The organism is Rubripirellula amarantea (genome assembly GCF_007859865.1).
In the GTDB taxonomy this organism is placed as follows: Bacteria; Planctomycetota; Planctomycetia; order Pirellulales; family Pirellulaceae; genus Rubripirellula; species Rubripirellula amarantea.
Genome location: NZ_SJPI01000003.1, coordinates 338,817 through 360,574 on the forward strand (window position 1 = coordinate 338,817; position 21,758 = coordinate 360,574).

At 52.4% G+C, this 21,758-nt stretch carries 20 protein-coding genes; 9 read left to right on the forward strand and 11 right to left on the reverse strand.

What is annotated here, in order from left to right; genetic code table 11:
- Positions 1-14 precede the first annotated feature (14 nt).
- A complete protein-coding gene (locus tag Pla22_RS21230; RefSeq protein WP_146516814.1) occupies positions 15-623 on the forward strand; it encodes a DUF3124 domain-containing protein in 609 nt (202 codons plus the stop codon).
- Positions 624-729: 106 nt separating this feature from the next.
- Here the strand turns inward: Pla22_RS21230 and Pla22_RS21235 are convergent, their stop codons facing one another.
- The 3 genes from Pla22_RS21235 to Pla22_RS21245 form a co-directional block, all read right to left on the reverse strand.
- A complete protein-coding gene (locus Pla22_RS21235) occupies positions 730-2,610 on the reverse strand; it encodes a heavy metal translocating P-type ATPase (RefSeq protein ID WP_146516815.1) in 1,881 nt (626 codons plus the stop codon).
- A gap of 226 nt (positions 2,611-2,836) precedes the next feature.
- Positions 2,837-3,196 (reverse strand): SpoIIAA family protein, encoded by a 360-nt coding sequence (locus Pla22_RS21240; protein WP_146516816.1) that lies wholly within the window; start codon positions 3,194-3,196, stop codon positions 2,837-2,839.
- Between the two features lie 176 nt (positions 3,197-3,372).
- Positions 3,373-3,567 carry a YjzC family protein gene (locus Pla22_RS21245; protein ID WP_146516817.1) on the reverse strand — a complete coding sequence of 65 codons (195 nt, stop codon included), beginning with the start codon at positions 3,565-3,567 and terminating at the stop codon, positions 3,373-3,375.
- 187 nt (positions 3,568-3,754) lie between these two features.
- Here Pla22_RS21245 and Pla22_RS21250 point away from each other — a divergent pair, with 187 nt between their 5' ends.
- Both Pla22_RS21250 and Pla22_RS21255 read left to right on the forward strand, forming a co-directional pair.
- Positions 3,755-4,204, forward strand: coding sequence for a DsrE family protein (locus Pla22_RS21250; protein ID WP_242632231.1), 450 nt, complete (start codon positions 3,755-3,757; stop codon positions 4,202-4,204).
- Between the two features lie 51 nt (positions 4,205-4,255).
- Positions 4,256-6,955, forward strand: a complete 2,700-nt coding sequence (locus Pla22_RS21255) for a bifunctional acetate--CoA ligase family protein/GNAT family N-acetyltransferase (protein ID WP_146516819.1) — start codon at positions 4,256-4,258, stop codon at positions 6,953-6,955.
- 16 nt (positions 6,956-6,971) lie between these two features.
- Here Pla22_RS21255 and Pla22_RS21260 read toward each other — a convergent pair whose 3' ends face one another.
- Positions 6,972-7,922: a histone deacetylase family protein gene (locus Pla22_RS21260; protein WP_146516820.1), complete on the reverse strand. Its 951-nt coding sequence runs from the start codon at positions 7,920-7,922 to the stop codon at positions 6,972-6,974.
- A gap of 371 nt (positions 7,923-8,293) precedes the next feature.
- On the opposite strand from Pla22_RS21260, the gene Pla22_RS21265 reads away from it, so the two are divergent.
- From Pla22_RS21265 to Pla22_RS21280, 4 genes are read left to right on the forward strand one after another with little or no spacing between them, the layout of a single operon-like run.
- On the forward strand, positions 8,294-9,316 hold the full coding sequence (locus Pla22_RS21265) for an HlyD family secretion protein (protein WP_146516821.1): 1,023 nt from the start codon (positions 8,294-8,296) through the stop codon (positions 9,314-9,316).
- On the forward strand, positions 9,313-12,231 hold the full coding sequence (gene rbbA / locus Pla22_RS21270; protein WP_146516822.1) for a ribosome-associated ATPase/putative transporter RbbA: 2,919 nt from the start codon (positions 9,313-9,315) through the stop codon (positions 12,229-12,231). The genes Pla22_RS21265 and rbbA overlap by 4 nt, the downstream gene beginning before the upstream one ends.
- A gap of 2 nt (positions 12,232-12,233) precedes the next feature.
- Entirely contained in the window at positions 12,234-13,358 is a 1,125-nt protein-coding gene (locus tag Pla22_RS21275; RefSeq protein ID WP_146516823.1) for an ABC transporter permease, read from the forward strand.
- Between the two features lie 9 nt (positions 13,359-13,367).
- Positions 13,368-15,089, forward strand: coding sequence for an ABC1 kinase family protein (locus Pla22_RS21280; protein WP_146516824.1), 1,722 nt, complete (start codon positions 13,368-13,370; stop codon positions 15,087-15,089).
- A gap of 18 nt (positions 15,090-15,107) precedes the next feature.
- Here Pla22_RS21280 and Pla22_RS21285 read toward each other — a convergent pair whose 3' ends face one another.
- The 3 genes from Pla22_RS21285 to Pla22_RS21295 form a co-directional block, all read right to left on the reverse strand.
- Positions 15,108-16,103: a TIGR00341 family protein gene (locus tag Pla22_RS21285; RefSeq protein WP_146516825.1), complete on the reverse strand. Its 996-nt coding sequence runs from the start codon at positions 16,101-16,103 to the stop codon at positions 15,108-15,110.
- A 143-nt stretch (positions 16,104-16,246) separates the two neighbouring features.
- Positions 16,247-16,447, reverse strand: coding sequence for a hypothetical protein (locus tag Pla22_RS21290; protein ID WP_146516826.1), 201 nt, complete (start codon positions 16,445-16,447; stop codon positions 16,247-16,249).
- 95 nt (positions 16,448-16,542) lie between these two features.
- Positions 16,543-16,956 (reverse strand): hypothetical protein, encoded by a 414-nt coding sequence (locus Pla22_RS21295; protein ID WP_146516827.1) that lies wholly within the window; start codon positions 16,954-16,956, stop codon positions 16,543-16,545.
- A gap of 142 nt (positions 16,957-17,098) precedes the next feature.
- On the opposite strand from Pla22_RS21295, the gene Pla22_RS21300 reads away from it, so the two are divergent.
- Positions 17,099-17,713 (forward strand): hypothetical protein, encoded by a 615-nt coding sequence (locus tag Pla22_RS21300; RefSeq protein ID WP_146516828.1) that lies wholly within the window; start codon positions 17,099-17,101, stop codon positions 17,711-17,713.
- A gap of 82 nt (positions 17,714-17,795) precedes the next feature.
- The gene (locus Pla22_RS21305) at positions 17,796-18,059 is read left to right on the forward strand and encodes a hypothetical protein (protein ID WP_146516829.1); all 264 of its coding nucleotides are present in this window, start codon (positions 17,796-17,798) and stop codon (positions 18,057-18,059) included.
- Between the two features lie 30 nt (positions 18,060-18,089).
- On the opposite strand, the gene Pla22_RS21310 is transcribed toward Pla22_RS21305, so the two are convergent.
- From Pla22_RS21310 to larA, 4 genes are all read right to left on the reverse strand, one after another.
- Positions 18,090-18,413, reverse strand: a complete 324-nt coding sequence (locus tag Pla22_RS21310; protein WP_146516830.1) for a cupin domain-containing protein — start codon at positions 18,411-18,413, stop codon at positions 18,090-18,092.
- Positions 18,414-18,444: 31 nt separating this feature from the next.
- Positions 18,445-19,569, reverse strand: a complete 1,125-nt coding sequence (locus Pla22_RS21315; protein WP_146516831.1) for a patatin-like phospholipase family protein — start codon at positions 19,567-19,569, stop codon at positions 18,445-18,447.
- Positions 19,570-19,697: 128 nt separating this feature from the next.
- Positions 19,698-20,462: an SDR family NAD(P)-dependent oxidoreductase gene (locus tag Pla22_RS21320; RefSeq protein WP_242632232.1), complete on the reverse strand. Its 765-nt coding sequence runs from the start codon at positions 20,460-20,462 to the stop codon at positions 19,698-19,700.
- 11 nt (positions 20,463-20,473) lie between these two features.
- Complete coding sequence (gene larA / locus Pla22_RS21325) at positions 20,474-21,754, reverse strand: nickel-dependent lactate racemase (protein WP_146516833.1); 1,281 nt, start codon at positions 21,752-21,754, stop codon at positions 20,474-20,476.
- Positions 21,755-21,758 lie beyond the last annotated feature (4 nt).

Sequence of the window (21,758 nt, forward strand, 5' to 3'; positions counted from 1 at the left end):
TCAAGAACACGAACATGTCCAATCGACTCACTGAAGAGCAGTCAGAGAAATTCTCCCGTAGCATCAAGCTGCTTCTGTTTCTCTTTGTGGTCTTGCCAATCGTGCTGCTGGCCGTCTTCATGGAGTTTCGATTTCAATCCTTTGAAGCCAACATCCCCAGCCAAGCACCAAGTGTTCGGGATGACGCACGGATGGAAATTGATGTTATGCCTTGGCACCCCGTCGAAGGACAGCGATTGTACGTCCCCGCTTATTCGCACGTTTATCACCAGCAAGGCGAACCTTACCTGTTGACGGTTACGTTGAACATCCGCAATACCGACGTCGACCACGAGATCGTCGTCACGTCGGTCCGCTACTTTGATACCAGCGGCAAGGAACTCCGTTCAATGCTTAAAAAACCTCTACGGCTAGGTCCTTTGGCATCAACGGAGTTCGTCATCGAACGCGAGGACAAGGCGGGGGGAAGCGGTGCAAGTTTTATCGTCGAATGGCAAGCAGGCACCGAAGTCAATCAACCTATCGTCGAGACTGTGATGATCGACACACGAGGTCAGCAGGGAATTTCGTTCATCGCTCAAGCGGTCGTTCTCAGTGAATCGGCGGGCGAGTCGATCGATTGATGCTCAAGCACCAAAGTTGGAATCTGGCACCTAGGCAATGGACGTCGTCGTTGGACTTCCTAGTTGCCCAACTTGGGATCGTCAAAGCGGACGATCGGACACGACGTTAGAAGTCAATGAGCGACTTCGGCGGTATCGCAACCCGTAGCGCGTTAAGCACTGCGACCACGTCAATCACTTCCTGAGTCATCGCACCGGCGACCGGCGGTAAGTAACCTGCGGCCGCGATCATCATTGCAACGACGCTCAAAGCCATACCGCCCACGGCGCTTTGCAACGCAATGCGGCGCATTCGGCGACTGATGTGCATGAACTCGTCTACTTTCGCAAGCGAACTGTCCATAATGACAACGCCAGCGGCTTCGGTTGTCACATCGCTGTTTTGCCCAAATGCGATCCCAACCGTCGCTGCCATCAGCGCGGGTGCATCATTAATCCCATCGCCAACGAACATCGTTTTCACGCGAGCGGTTTCCTGAGTTACAAAATCCAACTTCTGTTCGGGGCTTTGCTCCCCGTGAAATTCCGGGATCCCAACCAATTCGGCTAAGTACTTGACTTCCGATTCACGATCACCAGAAAGCATCACCACGCGTTCTACTCCGTGTCGTCTCCCCAAGTGATTCACGAACGAAGCACCTTCCTCCCGCGGCGCATCCCTCAATCGATACGTCGCTGCGTATTCACCATCAATTAGAATCACGCATTCCAATCCGCCGGCTTGCTCGGGTAATCGCTCTGCGGCTTCGGGGTGGTTTGCCAAGTATTCCTGGCGACTGGTAACACGAATTTCTTTTCCCGCTACGATCCCTTGCAAACCTTCACCGGGTCGTTCGCTCATTTGGCTCGAAGCTTTGAGCACCACTCGTTGATTTCGCCCTGCGTCGACAATTGCTTCTGCGAGTGGGTGCTTTGAGTACTGTTCAAGACTGGCGACAAGACTTAGCACATCAAGCGGATCGAACGATGGCGCACAAAGTTGCTGCGTCAACTTTGGCTTGCCGTAAGTCAATGTTCCTGTCTTGTCAAAGATGATTGTTTTGCATGAGTCGACTTGCTCGAGTGCTGCCGGGTCGCGGATGATGATGGCTCGACGCGCAGCGAGCGATATCGAACCGATAATCGCGACGGGAATGGCAATTAAAAGAGGACATGGGGTCGCGACCACCATCACGGCCAAGAACCGGACGGGGTCCCCTGATCCAACCCACGCGGCCACACCGACCGCGATCGCAAGCGGCGTGTAGAAAGCCCCAAGTTGGTCGCCTAACCGTCGAATCTTGGGACGGTGTTGCTGGGACGACTGCATGACTTGCATGATCTTGGCGTAACGGGAATCCACCGCCAACCTATCGGCTCGGATGGTCAGGGCCGAGTCGCCATTGATCGAACCAGACAGTACCAAAGAACCCGGTGTCTTGGACATTAAGTAGGGTTCACCGGTCAGGTACGATTCGTCCATGACACCATGTCCTTCGACCACCGTGCCATCGATGGGACAGATGTCATGAGGCAGCACTAGCAACAGGTCGCCGACTTGCACTTCGTCAAGCGCTACGTCTTCTAGCGTTGAACCGTTCTTTCGGTGGGCATTGGAAGGCATCCGTTTCGCTAACGCTTCGAGAACGGATGAAGCGCTGCGGACCGCATAGCTTTCCAAGGCTTCACCGCCCGAAAGCATGAGGACGACTAGAGTTCCCGCCAAGTACTCTCCCAGCAAGATCGACGTGACGATTGAAATTCCAGCGAGTAGATCTGAACCGAACTCGCGACGAAACAACTTCACCAGTAGTCCCCAAACCAATGGGACACCACCGAATAGCAACGCCACGTAAAGGGGAGCTTGATGAATGTGCGTGTCAACCACTACAGCAAACCGCAGAACTAAGTGGACAGCAATCGCTGCACATGCCAGCAGCGCAATTGCCCATTGCTTTCGGTCGGCTACAGGTTCCGGCGTCTTGCTCAACGGACTGGCCTGACTCATCTTTCAACTCCGAATAACGGTTTCAATAGGTCCTCAATTTCCATAAAGGTATTGGACACGAGTCAACGCATAACGGTTATTCAGAGAACCACCTCATCCTAGTCGTTCGATGCATCCATCGCTGATTGCAGCACGTTCGACTTTCGACAAGCAAGATGAACACTTCAGCAATACAGCCCGTTCTAACCCATAGATAGAATGCGAGCACGCCAGCAAGAAATCGCCACTATTCCGCTAGCCACTTTCTTGCATCATCAATACGAGCGATATCAAAGTAGCGAATCTTCGCAGTGGTAAAGGGCTTGCAAAACACTGCCATACCGCGTTCCCACTTACTTTCTCCGACAATCGCCAATCGCTCGATATCATTAAAATGTTTGACATCGAACTTGATATCTTGCCACATTGCACCCGCATCCCAACCGTGAAAATCATGCATGGCGAACAGGATACGAATCTTCCCGTACTCTTCGATCTGTCGTTCTACCGAAGGAAGAAATAGCTCATAAGCCTCTTTGTCGAGCTTGCCAGTGACTTGGATCTCTAGGAAGTTTCCTTGTTGGACTTCACACAGTTCAACGGACATGTTCGTACCTTGGGGTTAAGGGTGATTGAAAAGTTATGCATATCGGGTGAAGCAGATTCGATGCCAAAGAACGACTTACATATCCAGCACGCATGATGCTATCGAGATGCGACCTCGGTTGCGTGCGGAATGTCACACCGCACAAGCACAAACGCTCGCTTTGGCGACGAAGATGTCTAGCTCAGCCCGCTCTTGTTTTTGGTTCGGTCAACAAGTTTGTAGGTTGATCCGGACACAGTCGTAGGTGGCATAGGCTCGCCTTTGACAACAGTCACTTCGTGTCCTTCCCGGCCTCTGGGACCAATTTCCTGATACTGTCCGGACGCAGGCGCTTTTTCACCGGGCTTCAACTCGGTCGTTTTGATTGACATAGTGTTCTCCTAGCCGTTTCAATGTTCTTCGCGAATTGGTTCGCGGACGCGATGACGTCGCAAGGCGCATACCAAATCGGTGTAAGCATCTCTGTTGGCACAGCGAATGCGAGTCCTTTCTGGCCAGTTAAATGTTCGAGCCAAAGGTCCAACCATTACCTGTTCCACTGAAAAGGAAAACCGAATGATGTTGCGTTCGCTTCTATTCGCCGTCGTGCTAGCTTGTGTTGTCACGTCTCCAGCAAACTCTGCGGAAGTCCAATCAGACCAGGAACCGCAACAGGTCGTCGTCCATCTTTCTCATTTCACCGACGACTTGCACCGGTGCTTCATGGCTTTGAAGATGGCCAATCTGATGCAGGAGCACGGTGCGGAAGTGACAATCTTCTTGGATCTGGAAGGTGTTCGTTTAGCAGAAAGACGCCAGTTGCTTGACCTAACATGGGGCGCGGAATCACCGACGCTCGCCGAGCACTATGCAACATTCACCGAGGGCGGTGGCAAGGTTGTGCTTTGTCCCCATTGCGCCAAGTCAGCTCGAATTGGCGATGGTGCACTCAAACGGAATGCCGAAATCACGACGATGCCATCACTAGGAAAGTTGCTCATCAAAGCCGACAAAGTTATGGACTACTGACATCCGAGCCTTTCCCCACCTACTTCGCATTGATTCAACGAGTGAACCAACATGCCGATACGTAATTTGGACAAGATCTTCGCCCCGAACAGCGTTGCGGTTATTGGAGCAAGCAGCCGCCCTCTTAGCGTTGGAAATACCGTCCTCAAAAACTTGATCGACGGAGGATTCGACGGAGGATTCAGAGGGACTGTTTATGCAGTGAATCCTAAGCACAAAGAAATCGCCGGAGTAAAGTGTTTTCCGTCCGTCGCAGCATTGCCCGAGCTGATCGACTTGGCGATTGTTTGTACGCCTGCTGCAACGGTACCCGGTATCGTTTGCCAATGCGGTGAGGCGGGAATCAGGGGCATGGTCATTCTATCGGCGGGTTTTCGCGAGGTTTCGTCACAGGGAAAAACTCTCGAGCTAGAAACACTTGCTGCGGCAAAACAGTTCGACGGGATGCGAATTATCGGCCCAAACTGTTTAGGAATTATCGCGCCACATGTATCTCTGAACGCCAGCTTCGCGAGCGACGCGCCGCCGAAAGGACAAGTCGCCTTCATTTCGCAGTCCGGTGCACTGTGTACCGCCATTTTGGATTGGGCGATCCAAGAAAAGGTCGGCTTCTCACATTTCGTTTCTGTCGGCAACATGATGGACGTTGGAATGGCAGATTTGATCGACTACTTTGCGATGGACCACCACACCAAGTCGATCATCCTGTACATCGAGTCGATTGCGGACGCACGCGAGTTTATGTCTGCGGCTCGGGCCTTCACGCGAACCAAACCTATCATCGCTTACAAGGCAGGCCGATTTGCCGCCTCGGCGAAAGCCGCGGCGTCGCACACCGGTGCAATGGCTGGCGTCGATAGCGTTTATGAAGCTGCGTTCGCTCGAGCGGGTATCGTTCGCGTGTACGATGTCGAGGACCTATTTGACTGCGCCGAGTTACTCGCTCGACAAAAGACGCCTTCGGGTCCCCGTTTGGCAATCATCACCAATGCCGGTGGTCCCGGAGTGATGGCAACCGACGCACTTTTGGAACGAAAGGGCGTTTTAGCCGAGTTATGCGATTCAACCGTCGAGCAACTTAACGCTCAATTGCCCGCGGCTTGGTCACATGGCAACCCCATTGATGTTCTCGGGGATGCTCCGCCCGTCAGATTCGCTTCGGCACTAGAGATCGTATTGGCGGACCCCAATGTCGATGGCGTTCTCGTTGTGCTGTCACCGCAGGCGATGACGGATCCCACCGCTGCAGCCGACGCGATCATCGAAGCGGGGAAGCGATCTCACAAACCAGTGCTAGCGGCGTGGATGGGTGGTGCAAAGGTACGCGATGGAATTGAACGGCTCAACGAAGCCGGGCTAGCAACTTACTCGTCGCCCGAAAAAGCCGTTCGTGCTTTCATGCACCTCGTGACTTACGCGAGAAACCGTGAAATATTATACGAAACTCCGCGAGAAGTGCCCATCGAGTTCTCTCTCAATCGTGCGAAGCTTCGCACGTTGTTCGACACAATCTTGAGCGATAGCGGAGACATTCTAACTGAAACGGCGTCCAAAGATCTTTTGGAAGCGTATGAGATTCCTGTCACGAAGACCCTGATCGCACATACTGCGAAGGACGCCGTGAGCTGTGCTGATCGAGTCGGCTATCCCGTGGTGCTGAAGGTATTCTCGCCTGATATTACTCACAAGACGGACGTTGGTGGTGTTGAACTCAACCTAGCAACCCCGGCGAAAGTCACCGAGGCGTTTGATCGTATTGTCAGTCGAGCGAAGCACCATTGCCCCGATGCTCGAGTTGATGGTGTCACCGTGCAACCGATGCTGGTGGCTGCAAACGGAAGAGAACTGATCGTCGGTGCAAAGCGTGATCCCGTTTTTGGAACGGTATTGCTAGTGGGAGCTGGCGGGACCAATGCAGAACTTTTCCAAGATCGAGCATTGGAACTTCCGCCCCTAAGCGATCACTTGGCGCGGCGAATGTTGGAATCACTACAATCATGGCCTTTGCTGCATGGATACCGAGGCCGTCCGGGAGTCAACATCGACCGCTTGGTGGAAGTGCTTATGCGATTGTCTTACCTCGTCGCTGACTATCCCGAAATCATTGAACTGGATGTCAATCCGTTGCTGGCAACCGTCGATGATGTGACGGCACTTGATGCTCGCATCGTGATCGATCGCGAATCCGTACTCCATCCCGCTCGCCGATATTCGCACCTTGCCATTCGACCGTATCCCGATGAACTGTCCAAACACGTTCAACTTAAGGACGGGACCAACGTGTTGCTTCGACCGATCAAGCCAGAGGATGAACCGATGTGGCACAACTTGGTGGCTTGCTGTTCTCCAGAATCATTACACCTGCGATTTCGCTACATGTTCAAGTCCATGACGCATGAGATGGCAACCCGATTCTGTTTCATTGACTATGACCGAGAAATCGCAATCGTTGCCGAAACCGAAAAAGACGGAGTACGAACGCTCATTGGCGTCGGTCAACTCGTCGCAGATGTCGATCACCTGGAAGCCGAATATGCCATCCTCGTAACGGATCCCTGGCAAGGCATCGGACTTGGTGCGATGTTGACGGACTATTGCTTAGAAATTTGCAAGCGATGGGGCATCCACAGCGTCATGGCGGAAATAGCCCCCAACAATGACCGAATGATACGCATGTTCGACCATCGCGATTTTGTTATCCAACGACGCCCAGGCCAAGACGTCGTGATTGCGAAAAAGTCACTTCACTAGTGAAACCGCCATGCGATCAACGGCCCGCGGAAGCTCGGTCGTTAAGCAGTTCTTCCAGATGAATTGCCACGCAATCTGTGAGTGCATGAGGATTGTAGCCGCCTTCCAAAACGCTGATTAGCTTGCCATCGGCATACTGATCGGCGACATCGAGCAAGCATCGCGTCAGCGGCCGAAAGTCCTCGCTGTCGAGTCCCAGTGAACCGACAGGGTCTAGTTGGTGAGCGTCAAACCCTGCACTAACGATCACAAGTTGCGGATTGATTCGTGCAGCAAAGTCATGAACGGCGCGCTCGAAGAGTCGCTCTTGTTCGTCACGCGGAGTGCCAAACTCGATTGGCAAATTGCAAGTCGCACCCAAACCCGCACCCGCCCCTGTTTCGTCAGCATGGCCTGTTCCGGGATAGAACCTTGATCGATGCATGGAAAAGTACCCCACGTCACCGTCCTCCCAGAACATGGCTTGGGTTCCATTACCATGATGCACATCAAAATCTACGATCAGAACTCGCTCGATCCCTAACTCTTGCGTTGCGACTCGCGCCCCAACGGCAACATTGTTGAAGAGGCAAAAGCCCATCGCATGATCCGGCATCGCATGGTGCCCCGGCGGTCGAATCAAGCAAAACGCGTTTCGGTCTTCTCCACCGACCACTCGCTCCACCGCATCGCACACCGCTCCCACGGCCTTCGTCGCTACGTTGTACGATTCCTTGCTAACAACCGTGTCTTCGTCGAGCAACCCGCCGCCAGCTTCAGCAAACTGCTTCACTGATTCGATATACGCGCGAGTGTGCACGTAGCAAAGCCGCTCAACCGAAACCGATTCCCAACTCGGTCGACGGCAACTGGAATCCAAGGCAACAAAGTTCAGATGCCGCACCACCGGCAAGAGTCGACCACCGTTTTCAGGGTGATCGCCAGTCTTGTGTTCTTGGAATTTCGGATCGTAGTAGAGCAGGGTCATCGGGTCATATCCTCATCCATTGAACTAGCTAGTAGCGACTCAATCGGAACTTGCATCTGCTTGCATCGCACATGCTGCGCCCGATGTAGCTCGTTATGGAGGGGAGCCTACCAATGTATCGTAGGCGACAATCACCCATCGAAATAACGAGCATGCTTGGCAAAACCATGTGCGATCGTCGTGCACCCGAGCACACTAAGCATCGGACTGATCATATATGCACGAGGCGAAGTAGTGCAGCGGTACTATCGGATTGCAAATCATCTCGCGTGAGCTGTCGAAACAAACGGCATAACACTTGCGTTAAAATTCGTTCTCGACAACGTCCATTTATCTCTGTTGCCTTACGGATACCATAAGTCTTTCAACACATGAATTATCTTTTACGTGCGACCCTACGTTTAGCACTTGTTGCGACCGTTGCCATTGCGGGCTACTTCGGTTGGCAATGGTGGCTCGCGCAGCAACCTGCACCGTTGCCGGAGGGAATTGTATTTGGGAACGGGCGAATCGAGGCCGTTCAAGTTGACATATCGACTAAGTATGCGGGTCGTGTGGAGAAGGTCTTGGCAAGAGAAGGCGACCTCGTCGAGAGGGGACAACTTTTGGTCCAAATGGATACGCTTGAACTGCAAGCAACCTTGGCGCAAGCCAAAGCTCAATTCGCGGAGGCTGAACAAGCCATCACTCAGGCCGAGGCAGTCCTTCTGGAACGCGACAGTCAACTTCAGCTGGCAAAACGTGATCTGGAACGGGCCGCGAAATTGCTGCCCCAGCGAGCGATTTCGCAAGAGGAATACGACCAGAAAAAAAGTCAGCGTGAAGTTGCCAGCGCATCCTTGGCCGCTGCGAAGGCATCGGTCAATACGGCCAGACGTTCCGCTGATGCATCGAAGGCAGCCGTTAATCGAATCGAAGTCCAGATTGCCGATGCGCAGCTGAAGGCTCCGACGAAGGGGCGAGTTCTCTATCGACTTGCCGAAGAAGGCGAAGTTGTATCAGCGGGTGGAAAGGTACTCACGTTGATGGACTTGAGTGATATTTATATGGAGATCTTTCTGCCGGCTAAGCAAGCCACCCAGCTTTCCATCGGTGCCGATGCTCGTATCGTCCTTGATGTCGCTCCCGGTTACGCGGGAGTCGCCAAAGTAACATTCGTTTCCCCAGAAGCACAGTTTACGCCCAAGCAAGTTGAAACCCAGGAAGAACGCGACAAGTTAATGTTTCGCGTCAAGATCCAAGTCCCACAAGAGCAAGTAGTAAAGCACATCGAAAAGATCAAATCGGGTATCCGTGGAGTGGCCTATGTCAAGATCGACGACACGGTCGATTGGCCGGAACAACTCGATCGCTTGTTCCCCGACGACCTTTCTCAAATGCATTTCGATCGATGAGTGATCTTCATCGTACCGATAGGGACGCAAGCGTTCGCAACGTTGCCGAGATGGTTGATGTCACTCACGTCTACGGCAAGACGATGGCGATCGACAATGTCTCGCTAAAAATTCCCGCTGGCAAGATTCTTGGTTTGATTGGTCCCGATGGTGTCGGTAAGTCGACCTTGCTGGGGTTGCTCTCAGGGGCTCGAAAACTGCAAAGCGGCACTGTAAGCGTGTTTGGCGGGAGCATGGCGAAGTCAAAGCATCGTAATTCAGTCTGCACGCGAATCGCTTACATGCCCCAAGGATTGGGCAAGAACCTTTATCAAGAGCTAAGCGTCCACGAAAACTTGGACTTCTTTGGGAAGCTCTACGCACAATCTCGCCACGAACGCAAAACACGCATTGCACGTCTTACCGAGGCGACAGGTCTCAACTCGTTTCTACAACGACCTGCTGGCAAACTATCCGGAGGCATGAAACAAAAGTTAGGCCTATGTTGCGCTTTGATTCATGATCCTGACTTCCTGATTCTTGATGAACCAACGACTGGCGTTGACCCGCTGTCTCGACGTCAATTCTGGGAACTGATCGCTTCGATTCGCTCCGAACGATCGGAAATGAGTGTTTTGGTATCGACCGCTTACATGGATGAAGCTCAGCAATTTGATTGGTTGATAGCGATGGACTCGGGCAAGGTTCTAGCAACGGGTAGCCCTGATGAAATCAAGACGAGCACGAAGACCGATAGTTTGGAACAATCGTTTGTTGCCTTGCTACCGGCCGCGAAAAAAGGCGGGCATCAAGAACTTACGATATCACCAAGACCCCCGGGCGACGGCGCGACAGCCATCGTGGCGAAGGATTTGACGCGCTGTTTTGGCGAGTTCACCGCTGTCGATCACGTCAGTTTCCGAATTCAAGAAGGCGAGATCTTCGGTTTCCTGGGGTCAAACGGATGTGGCAAAACCACAACGATGAAGATGCTGACCGGGCTACTACCGCCGTCCGAAGGCACGGCTTGGTTGTGGGGAAAAGAAGTGGACGCCGATGACTTGGCAACGCGTCATCGAGTTGGATTTATGTCTCAGGGATTCTCACTCTACGGAGAACTTACGTCTCGTCAAAACCTAAAGCTTCATGCTCGGCTCTTTAAAATGTCACCTTCGAAGACTCAAGCAAGGATTAACGAGCTTATTGAGAATTTCGGATTGCAAGATTTCGCGACCGCAAAGGCGAACTCTTTGCCGCTTGGAATGCGTCAGCGGCTTTCGCTTGCAGTCGCTATCGTCCACGAACCCGAGATGCTGATTCTTGATGAACCCACCTCTGGCGTTGACCCGGTCGCCCGCGATCAGTTCTGGGAATTGTTGATCGACTTGTCGCGAAACCAGAACGTCACCATCTTCATTTCCACCCACTTCATGAACGAGGCAATGCGATGCGACCGCATTTCGTTAATGCACGCTGGAAGGGTCTTGGTACAGGACACTCCCCAAGCGATTGCCAACCCGCAGGGCGGGGGAGTCCTTGGCCTCGAAAAAGCGTTTATCAACTCAATTGAACAAGCCAATTCTGATCCGCCGACGCTTACGCCTTCTCTTTCCTTGTCGCCACTGGAAAATCAAACGCATGGACTGAAGGCAAATCACGCACGACGACAAACAAGTGAGCCACAGGATGCGTTAGTCAAAGGTCCGGTAATGACTGGTCCGGTAATGACTGGTTTGGCAACGACTGGTTTGGCCAATGCGGTCGTAACTTCTTCGCCTTCGCGCGTGCAGCAGTCGACTAATCGCCCGCTCGCAGGGTTGAACCGTTTGCTGGCCTTCAGTTATCGCGAGACCATGGAAGTGATGCGAGATCCTGTTCGGTTGACCTTTGCCTTCGGTGGCAGCCTTTTGCTTTTGCTGGTGATTGCCTACGGACTTTCGTCGGATGTTGAAAACCTTTCTTACGCCGTTCTTGACCGAGACCAATCACCCGCGAGCCGAGCCTATTTGCAAGAGTATTCGAGTTCTCGCTATTTCACGGAAGAGGCAGAACTGCTTAACAACGATGATCTGGAAACGAGGCTCGCGGGTCGCAGGATCACGATGGCAATCGAGATCCCTCCGTCATTTGGTCGCGACTTGAAACGAAGCAGCAGTCCCGAAGTGTCGGTTTGGATTGATGGTGCGGACCCATCTCGCGCGGCAACGATCGAAGGCTATGTCGCGGGCGCTCATGGCAAGTCCATCGAAAGGTTTGCTCGCGAAAGTACATCACCCCTCGCTACAAGCGAACTGGAGTCGTTTGAAGTCCGCTACAAGTATAACCCCACGTTCGAAAGCATCTATGCCATCGGTCCATCCGTTCCTTCCATGATGCTGTTGTTGTTTCCGGCCATCTTAATGGCGGTCAGTGTCGCACGCGAAAAAGAGATCGGCACGATCACCAATTTCTACGTCACTCCGACGCGACGAATGGAGTTCTTGCTTGGCAAACAACTACCCTACATCGCTATCGGAATGGCAAACTACTTCATCCTGACCATCGTCGTGGTCTTCTTGTTGCATGTTCCGATGAAAGGGAGCCTATTGACGCTCACGATTGGGGCATTGCTTTACGTAACCGCAACGACTGGGTACGGGATGCTGGTTTCGAACCTCGCTTCCAATCAGGTCACCGCGGTGTTGTTAGCGGCAATCTTGTCCATGATGCCGACGATGCAGTTCTCTGGGATGTTCCAACCGGTTTCAACGCTTGAAGGCGTAGCTCGCGCAATGGGATCCCTCTGGCCAGCCGCGTACTACCTTCATCTTAGTGTGGGCACGTTTACCAAAGGACTCAGTGCTGCGTCGTTGACGCCCGACCTCATCAAGCTCGCATTATTTTCGCCGGCATTCTGGATGCTCAGCATTCTCCTCCTGAAAAAGCAGGAGCAATAGCTATGAGATCACTGACCGGAATCTATTGGCTGGGAACAAAAGAACTTTGGACGTTGCTTGGCAGCATCCCGATGATGGCGTTCTTGATCTATTCCTTCACATTTAGCGTCTATCAACAAAGTGAAGGTGTCCCCGAAGACGTCAACCGGGCGTCCGTTACATTCGTCGATGAAGACCAATCTACTCTGTCGCGAAAAATGAGGGATGCACTGTATCCGCCATTCTTCAAGGTCCCTGAACAAATCACAGCCGCAGAAATAGAAGATTCGATGGACGCGGGTAGGTTCATGTTTGTCGTTGTAGTCCCACCCGACTTCGAATCAGATGTTCGCGAAGGACGTTCGCCAGAAATTCAAATCAACATTGATGCAACGGCGGTCAGGCAAGCTGCCTTGGGCGCTAGCTACATTCAATCAATAGTGACCAAAGAGACCCGACGGTTCGTCAGCCGTACTGACGCGACTGAGGAACAGCCCATCACACTGATCCAACGAAAAGCCTTTAATCCCAACGGGACGAACCGTTGGAACCGTGCCGTCACAGGAGTCCTGGACCAATTGTCGATGTTGACCATCATCTTGACCGGCGCGGCGATCTTGCGTGAACGCGAACATGGCACGCTCGAACACTTGCTCACGCTGCCGCTGACATCTTTTCAGATTGCCATTTCCAAAGTTTGGGCGAATGGACTCGTAATCTTGGCGTGCTTCATGTTGTCGATGGTCGTTGTGGTTGAAGGGATGTTGAACGTCCCATTCGCTGGTTCTCGTCTTTTGCTATTTATCGGAACCGTGGTGTATTTGTTTGCTGCTGCGGCGATCGGAATTTTGCTCGCGACCATCGCACGCAGCATGGCCCAATTCGGGCTGCTGTGCATGATCACGATCATCCCTATGATGATGCTCTCGGGCGGGATGAGCCCTTTGGAAAGCCAGCCGGATTGGTTGCAACGAATCACGTGGTTCCTGCCGTCGCGTCAATACATGAGCTTTGCTCAATCGATCGCATTTCGGGGTGTGGGGTTCGATATCGTCTGGCCCGAGTTTGTCGCCATGGTTGGTTTAGGGATGGCAGCTTTTCTCGGCAGCTTGGCACTATTTCGTCGTTCCGTCTCTGCCACTCAATAGTGACCCACCATGGACCTCATTGACGTTCCTCAACTTGTTCGAAATGCAGATCGGTTTCGTGAGGTTGTCGCGATTCTCGCCAAACACGGATTGGCGGACTGGTTGTCGAGCGTGCCAATGCCTTGGCTTGATCGGTTTCGACGCAGTTCGACCGAAGCCCCTGACAAAGCTCTCACCACTGAACAACGAATCCGGGTAGCACTTACCGAACTAGGTGCCACCTTCATAAAGCTCGGCCAGGTTTTGAGCACGCGGCCAGACTTGGTTGGGCAGCGTCTAGCGGATGAACTGGCTCAACTGCGAGCGAACACCCCCGAGGACGATGCCAACGCAGTGATTGCAATGATCGAGTCCGAACTTGGTGGAACCATGGACCAATTGTTTGCCGAATTCGAGACCAAGGCACTAGCTTCTGCATCGATCGGTCAAGTCCACCGGGCAACGACTCACGACGGGGACAAAGTCGTTGTAAAGGTCCAACACCCTGGGATTGAGCGGCGAATCGTCAATGATTTGGAAATCATGATCAGGTTGGCTCAAATCGCAGAGGATCAATCCGAGCGACTTCGACAATACCGCCCCGTCAAAACGACGCACGAGTTTAGACGAACTTTGATGCGTGAACTCGACTTCGGTCGCGAATTGCGGAACATGCAAACCTTCCGTCGCAACTTTGATGAGTGTAGCGACATTCGGTTTGCTCGGCCGTATCCAGAACTTAGCTCGCGTCGAGTCTTGACGATGGAGTGTTTCGAAGGCATCAGTGTTTCCGAGAAGTCGCAACTCGTCGCTACAGGATTAGATCTCGATGAGATTGCGCGTCGCGGTGCCAATCTGTTCATTGAAATGATATTCAGAGACGGCTTCTATCACGCCGATCCACACCCGGGCAATCTGATGGTGTTGGTTGATAAAAGCCCAATGATCCCCGACGCTTCCGACGCGACACGCATAACGGATCGCTTAAAGCCCGACGCTCTTTTAGGAGTACTTGACTGCGGGATGGTCGGGCGTATCGACGATCGTTTGCGCGACGACCTCGAACTCGCACTAATCGCAGCCACCGCCCAGGACTCAGCCAAGATTGCTGAGGTCGTGGCAAGAATCGGCGAAGTTCCCGGCGACTTTGACGAAGCCGCGCTTCATGGATCGATCAAAGAATTGCTAGATGAATACGCTTATCAATCGCTCCGCGAATTTGACTTAAGCGGATGTCTTCACCAAATCGTCCAGATCATCCGAGAACATCACATCTATTTACCCGCCAAAGTTGCCATGTTGCTGAAAGTATTGGTGATGCTTGAAGGAACCTCGCAGCAGCTCAGCCCAAGCTTTAGCCTCGCTGAAATCATTGAACCCTACGGCCAACAAGCAATGCTGCGTCGCTTCTCACCGCGACGTCTGTACAAGCGGATAAGGTCAAACGTCGATGACTGGGAACACTTGATGGGGATACTGCCCAAGGATGCCGCCGACATTCTGCACAATTTGAAACGAGGAAAGTTCGACGTTCACCTTCAACACCGCCGTCTTGAACCAGTAGTCAATCGCCTCGTCATGGGTATTCTTACCGCGGCTTTATTCGTCGGTTCAGCTTCGCTTTGCAGCAATGAAGTTCCACCAACGATCTATGGATACTCAGTCCCTGGATTTGTCGGTTGCGCAGTCGCTATCGTGATGGGATACCGCATCTCACGATCAATCCGACAATGCCCAACATCGGATAGGTAGCCTTGTCCTAAATCACGATCAAACGTCGGTACCGTTGTAAATTAAGACGGCTAGGACTAGCAACAACGCCAACCACGTCAATACGGCAATTCGCGTTCCCTTTTTGGCACGCTCGGCTTCCCACCAAGTACGCGGCCGAAGTCCTTGAACCACGAAGGTAAGCACACCCGAAAGATTGACACAAATGACGTTGGTGGATACCAGCATCAAAGCCCCACGTGCAGCCACGTAGTCGCCGGATGCAAGTAACAACCCAAAGACGACGAAGGGGGGCAGCAGTGCTACCGCTACCATCACGCCAATTAATGCCGATGGTGCTCCGCTCGTGAAGGCCAGCACTCCGGCACAACCGGAAGCCAAGGCCAGCAGGATGTCGCCACCCGATACATTCGTCCTTGACCTGATCGACGGTATGTCAGTGTCATAGGTAAACAGCAATCCGACAACCAAAGAAACGCAGAGTGCGACCGCCAAACCAACTGCGTTCGCCTTCAGTGATTCGATGGCGAGCTTGGTATCGCCCAGCGTGGTGGCTAGACACAGCGACATGTTAGGACCTAAAAGAGGCGCGATCACCATCGCACCGATGATCACGGCGTTATCGTCCCGCATCAAACCCACCGCTGCGACAACCGTAGCGATTACAACTTGCGCGAGGTAAACTCGCGAAACGTTCGCTCCCTGGGTAACGTCATTGTAGATTTCTTCGCGACTGATTCGTGATTGCAACCTCGCGTTATTCTTCGTCTTATCAGTCGCCGAATCACTTGGGCGCGGAAGCGTTGCCTCAACCGGTAATAGCATGACACGAAAGCCAGGTTGGGTCGAGAAACGACCTTCGAGATCGTCCAACATGGCTTCGGCTTTATCGGAATTGACAAGAATCCGCACCATTCGCTGTCCGTCGCCCAACTCCGTGTCCCAACGTCCTAGGACGTGCTCAACGCTCGGCAAGCCGTTAATCGCTGCAGCAGACTCGCCCGAAACAATGATCTCAATCAAACGCAGTGACATGCAATTCCTAGTCGGAGGGAAATGGCGGAAACAGGCACCAGGATACTCATCAGCACCGCCGCCGTCTGTTCCCTTTGCAAATGCTAATGACTGCACCCCATATGAATCGGATCAAAAACCTTGGCTGCGATATGTATCGAGTCTTAAGATGCCTCCCACGGCAACACCAAGCAAGCTTCGCCTGAGTCGGTGAAGTCATCAAGATCCGCAGTGTCGAGTTCCCAGAGTCGTTCGCAGAGTTCAGCGTCAGCGATTGAAACAAGATGACCACTTTCGTTCTGTTGCTCCTCTAGAATTTCAAAGGCTTCATCGCGTATGTCGGTGACGTGAATCGTTTGGCACATCAGTTTAGTCCTTAGTTAAAATCCGAATTGTTTGCTGACTCTTGCGGCATCCTTCATGCCGAAACCCACAACTGCGAGTGCGACACGCGATGTCGCTACAATGCTGCTTCTAAGGCAGCCTTCAAGGTCGCAACGTGAGCCATGACTGTATGATGGTGCTTCTTGATGCGTTCATGGGCTGATTGCTGACGGCGGTGCAGGTCTGCTTGCTTAACGTGCTGGTCATTCAGAACATCATCTAACTCAGTGTGAGATCCGTTTTGCAGACTCGCCGCCAAGTTCTGTTCGTGATGCACAAGGCTACGTTCAAGCGAGACGACTGATTCAGCGTGTTCGTCCAACGACGCACCGTGCTCATTGATCTGGTTAAGGGCTTCTTGTAGCTGTGCAATTGCGGTCGAATGTTCGGAACGCCAATTATCGATGTCGTCCTTCCAACAATCCACGTCACTTTGCCAATGGCGATGGTCAGCATGGGATTCCGCAGCGGATTTAAGACTAACAGTCATGATTCAGATACCTTAAGACTGAGGTGGTTAATACACGAAACTGCGTTCCTAAAAAGCAATGCGTGTACCAAACCAACTCGAAATCGTGTTTACGATTGGCAGACTCCACAATCCTTTCCCTCCAACCACGTTGGATGATGCGATGCCTAAGCGACTTGATCACTTGCTCGAAGAAATTCACGAACTCGAACGAGTCGTTACTGAAAAAATCCAGCAGACCAAGAACGATTTCACTTACAAACTTGTCCGCGGGCGAGCAGTTTTTGACAAAGATGTGCGGCGGCGTCACAGAGCGATGGCCAAGCACGCATGGAGGACCATCTGTGAATCATCTTTTTGGACAATCGCAACCGCACCGGTGATTTATTCGTTGCTGATTCCATTCACGATGATGGATATGTTTGTTTCCCTATACCAAGCGGTCTGCTTTCGCGTTTACCGAATTCCGCGAGTCAAGCGAAGCGAGTACGTCGTCATCGATCGACACTCGCTGGCTTACCTGAACATCATCGAGAAAGTGAACTGCGTCTACTGTGGGTACTGCAACGGTGTGATAGCCTTCGCCCGAGAGGTTGCCTCACGAACCGAACAATACTGGTGTCCCATCAAACATGCTCGCCGCGCCAAAGGGTGTCACAGTCGCACTTGTCTCTTCTGCGAGTTCGGTGATGCCGAGGGCTATGCGGAGAATCTGCAGAGCTTACGACAGCAATTCCATGACATCGAAACCAGTCGGGAAGAAAGCAGCGGTACGTGATTTGGCATATTGTTTGCGTTCGTACTTTCATTGACATTGGTACTGTATTTCACAGTCTGATGAATCAATGGGAAGGTGAAACATGAACGGTCAAGACAAGATTGTGGCAGAACTAATCCGTGGGCTCAAACATGAACGCGATGAACTTCAACTTCAAATTCACTTAGCTTCGATGGAAGCTCGCGAGGAACTGGACAAGCTTGGAAATCGACTAGACGAGCTCGACCACGAGTACGAACCGCTCAAGGATGCCGTTCAAACAACCGCAGACGATGTGTTGGATTCGCTGAAATTTGTGGGATACGAAATCCGAGATGGCTTCAAGCGAATTCGCCAAGCCCTCTAGGTGGCGGACTCATTACATCTCAACGAGTCATCAGGAATAGAAAACGGCGAGCCACACGGTAGGCTCGTCGGGGGTTGTCCAAGTGACGCGATGGCGACGGTGTGCGGGAATTTGCAGCCAATCACCCACTTGCAGGCGAACCACTGTGCCATCGTCATCGAATTCGATGATCGCGGCCCCACTAAGAACAGCCACCCATTCATCTTCGTCTTGGTCATACCAAAATCCTTCAGGACTTTGGTGGGCCAGCGAAACGATTCGCTCAATCCGAATCCTCCCGTTCGCAGCCAGCACATCAACGCGTTCTTGCGTACCTTTGATCGAAAGATCGGCGTGAAGGTTTCCTTGGTTCATAGCTACAGATCGTAGTAACGGCGTTTGGCTGTTACGCAGCCTTAAATTGAACGTGGCTGCGGTTCACACTTTGAAGCGTCTCGTCGCAGTGCGTGGCAAGGGTGTTATTCGCCACCTCATAGCCGTGTCGAAAGAGAATGCTGAATTCGTTATGACTCAAACGTCGTAAGGTGGTTTCCATTCCGGACGCTTGTCGCACCTCATCATCGGACAAAATACGTTCATCGCCATGGCGGTTCTCTCGAAGGCGACTGGACTTACGTCCCATTCGCAGGTAGGCCCCGCTGCCAGGATTTTGCTTGAAGTATTCCATCAACATTCGGGCCCTTAGGCTCCGTACTTGGTCCGTCGCAACGTCGACCAGTCGCATGGATGCTTCGAGATACCCCGGCGTCCATCGTGATTCTTGGTTCTCACCAGAAAGCGGTCGCGATGCATCGCACACGATTAAGAAATCAGTTCCATCGCGTAATCCTTCACCCGGCTTAAAAAGCGATTCCACACCCAAGTTGTCGTAAACACCACCGTCCCATAGATGCAGTTTTCGATACTTTGGCTCGATGGCCTTCCAATCATCCTCTCGATACTCAGTCCAATCATAACGTTTTGATTTCACGATCAACGGTCCGATCAGTCCGGGAACTGCTGCCGAAGACGCCAGTGCATGCGAAAGTGGAAACTCGGGATTCTGAACGTATTTGGTTTGGTAGTCACCCATCACGTCTCGTTGAAATCGCCAATTCTTTCCCGTCTGGTAACACGTTGCATTGATGATCCAGCGTGGCGAAAGAGGCAAGTCAGCAAGGTTTCCACCGATTTGCCATTGCCGTTCTAATTCGTCACCAAGAACCGCCGCACGGCCAGATGCGAGTCGCCAAGGAAACATGATCGACTTCAGTGCGAACGAGCGTTGCAGATTTCGCGAAGTCAACAAGTGATGAATTTGCGGGACAATGTCGTGTAGGTATTCGGCGCTTCCTGGCCAACGATTCCCAGATCGCGCGAACACTAACCCCGCAGCGAGTGATCCTCCGGAAACGCTAGAAATCATCTTCACTTTACCTAGCAAGTCTTCCCGGGCCAGCCGAGCGAGTACGCCTAGGTGAAACACCGTCGCGCGGACTCCGCCACCGGAAAAGGCTAGTGCGATCTTCATGAAACCTTGCCGGGAAACAGATGGTAGACAAGCAGTGACCGCCTTCGGCCAACGCATCCCGTTTGTAGTATCCAGCGCACCGACGAATCCACGCCAATTTTGTCAGCCTCGCCTAAGTTTCCAGGCGTTTATGAGTGCATGACTTGGCCGCCATCCACATTGATCGTTTGCCCAGTGATGTTGCGAGCATGATCCGAGGCAAGGAATACAGCCATTGCGGCAATTTCCTGAGGTGTTTGCCAACGGTTCAGGGGCGCAATCCGAGCAATCTTCCGAGCGGCCCAATCGTCGTAACTTTCTTTGGCATCGGCTTGAAGGAGAATTTGACCAGCCTGCCAAACCTGGCGATTGAGATCGGTTTGCACCATTCCAGGTGCGATTGCGTTCGCTCGAACACCAAACGGGGCCAAGTCCTTGGCGACGCACTGCATGAAATTGATCAACGCAGCTTTGGATGCACTGTAAGGTGGATCAGTTTGCGATCCGACCTGCCCCGCGACTGAAGTCAAAAACATAATCGAGCCTTGCCCACTATCAGCTAGCAGTGGCCCAAACGTGTGAGCAACATTCACGGCACCCAACAAATTCACTTCGATAACCGAAGCCCAATCACTCGGCTCGACGTTCCAATAAGGAAAACCGCTTTTGCCACTGGATTTTCCAACCGAAAAAACGACATGCCCAATCTCGAGATGCTGTTGTGCTAAATGTTTCATTTCGTCAAGCGACGTGACATCGCCAAGGACGAATTCGATCCCTGATTGTCCCATGTCTGCATCAGGCAATTGACGATCGACTCCGACGACTCGACTTCCCTCCGATACAAACTGTCTTGCGATTTCTAAACCGATTCCTTTTGCCGCACCGAAAACGATGACCAATTGTTGACTCAAGCCTAATTGCATTAGCTCACGGCCTGACGCAAATACGGAATCGTTAGAGGCCCTTGGGGCAGCACACCGATTCGAGCTGAAGGGCCAAGTTCACTAAGGATGTTTGCAATCGCCATCTCGATGCTATGGCAGGGTTCCATCAAGCAATTTTTGACCGTTTGATCTGGAAGGCTGCTGTAAAGCAAGACCTTCGCCTTCTTCTGCACCATCGCTTGGATATGACCTTGCCATTGTTCAGGAAGTGTTTCGCTTGTCGATTCAAGCTTGTGCAGGAGGTATCCAGGACTATCAACGCTTTCGAGCAACTGTTCGTGAGGACTTCCGGCGGGCACACCTTCTACGCATTCAGCCGCCAGGATGATGGTGCCTCCCTCTTTGACGATTAGTTCCGCAGCCCGCATCCCCTTAACGGCTTGATATAGATTCATGTCTAGCGGGTATCCGCTATTCGTTGTGACCACCACATCGAATGGCTCGTCAACCGCCTGCATTGCACTTTCGCGCACAAACTCAATTCCATTGGCGTGAGCAGCGACTAGGTCACCCGCAAAGTAACTTGTGATTTCTCGCTGATCGTTTAACGCCACATTCAGCAAGAAGCTGGGTCCAATTCGCAACGCGATGTCTCGCATTTCTTCCCACAATGGGTTTCCTTCGGTGACACCAAAAGTCGCTCTGGCATCGCCGATATGATGCGCGCCATGGTTGCTCATCACGGTTCGCATCGCGGCGACTCCAGGCATGATTCCTTTTGGACCACCACTAAAGCCAGCAAAGAAGTGCGGCTCGATGAATCCAGTGATGATTCGCACGTCCGCCGACGTTAAGTGCCGATTGATCAACACCTCGGTGCCATTGCGAGTGACACCAAACGACTCATGAGCTTCGTCACGATCGGGTTCATGGTTCAAGCAGCGATATTTGGCCACTACTTCCGCCGTCAGCATTTGTTCAAGCTCGGCCGTCGTGTTGGGTCGGTGAGTTCCCAATCCATTTAGCAAGGTAATTCGCTCACGATCTGCGCCAGCATCTTCGAGGTACTCAAGCAACCACGGGATCAATCGATCGTTTGGCGTTGCTCGAGTGATATCCGTGTGAACGATCGTAATGTCCTTGCCGGAATCAATCTGGTGCTTCAGTGGCATCGCCTCGATAGGATTGTCCAACGATTCGAACAAGGCAGCACGCTCATCCGAGATTCCCGGTTGATGCTTTGGTTCTAAAACCGAGATTTGGGCGTCGGGAAAGTCGACGCTGAGGTTATCGCGGCCATACGCAAGTTGTATTTTCATTTTC

What these genes read in the sequence shown, in the direction of transcription:
- larA (WP_146516833.1), bottom strand. Translation starts at nt 21,754, where the DNA reads ATGAAAATACAACTTGCGTATGGCCGCGATAACCTCAGCGTCGACTTT.
- Pla22_RS21290 (WP_146516826.1), bottom strand. Translation starts at nt 16,447, where the DNA reads ATGTGCCAAACGATTCACGTCACCGACATACGCGATGAAGCCTTTGAA.
- Pla22_RS21300 (WP_146516828.1), top strand. Translation starts at nt 17,099, where the DNA reads ATGCCTAAGCGACTTGATCACTTGCTCGAAGAAATTCACGAACTCGAA.
- Pla22_RS21255 (WP_146516819.1), top strand. Translation starts at nt 4,256, where the DNA reads ATGCCGATACGTAATTTGGACAAGATCTTCGCCCCGAACAGCGTTGCG.
- Pla22_RS21265 (WP_146516821.1), top strand. Translation starts at nt 8,294, where the DNA reads ATGAATTATCTTTTACGTGCGACCCTACGTTTAGCACTTGTTGCGACC.
- Pla22_RS21230 (WP_146516814.1), top strand. Translation starts at nt 15, where the DNA reads ATGTCCAATCGACTCACTGAAGAGCAGTCAGAGAAATTCTCCCGTAGC.
- Pla22_RS21280 (WP_146516824.1), top strand. Translation starts at nt 13,368, where the DNA reads ATGGACCTCATTGACGTTCCTCAACTTGTTCGAAATGCAGATCGGTTT.
- Pla22_RS21310 (WP_146516830.1), bottom strand. Translation starts at nt 18,413, where the DNA reads ATGAACCAAGGAAACCTTCACGCCGATCTTTCGATCAAAGGTACGCAA.
- Pla22_RS21285 (WP_146516825.1), bottom strand. Translation starts at nt 16,103, where the DNA reads ATGTCACTGCGTTTGATTGAGATCATTGTTTCGGGCGAGTCTGCTGCA.
- Pla22_RS21260 (WP_146516820.1), bottom strand. Translation starts at nt 7,922, where the DNA reads ATGACCCTGCTCTACTACGATCCGAAATTCCAAGAACACAAGACTGGC.
- Pla22_RS21295 (WP_146516827.1), bottom strand. Translation starts at nt 16,956, where the DNA reads ATGACTGTTAGTCTTAAATCCGCTGCGGAATCCCATGCTGACCATCGC.
- Pla22_RS21240 (WP_146516816.1), bottom strand. Translation starts at nt 3,196, where the DNA reads ATGTCCGTTGAACTGTGTGAAGTCCAACAAGGAAACTTCCTAGAGATC.
- Pla22_RS21250 (WP_242632231.1), top strand. Translation starts at nt 3,755, where the DNA reads ATGTTGCGTTCGCTTCTATTCGCCGTCGTGCTAGCTTGTGTTGTCACG.
- rbbA (WP_146516822.1), top strand. Translation starts at nt 9,313, where the DNA reads ATGAGTGATCTTCATCGTACCGATAGGGACGCAAGCGTTCGCAACGTT.
- Pla22_RS21235 (WP_146516815.1), bottom strand. Translation starts at nt 2,610, where the DNA reads ATGAGTCAGGCCAGTCCGTTGAGCAAGACGCCGGAACCTGTAGCCGAC.
- Pla22_RS21315 (WP_146516831.1), bottom strand. Translation starts at nt 19,569, where the DNA reads ATGAAGATCGCACTAGCCTTTTCCGGTGGCGGAGTCCGCGCGACGGTG.
- Pla22_RS21245 (WP_146516817.1), bottom strand. Translation starts at nt 3,567, where the DNA reads ATGTCAATCAAAACGACCGAGTTGAAGCCCGGTGAAAAAGCGCCTGCG.
- Pla22_RS21275 (WP_146516823.1), top strand. Translation starts at nt 12,234, where the DNA reads ATGAGATCACTGACCGGAATCTATTGGCTGGGAACAAAAGAACTTTGG.
- Pla22_RS21305 (WP_146516829.1), top strand. Translation starts at nt 17,796, where the DNA reads ATGAACGGTCAAGACAAGATTGTGGCAGAACTAATCCGTGGGCTCAAA.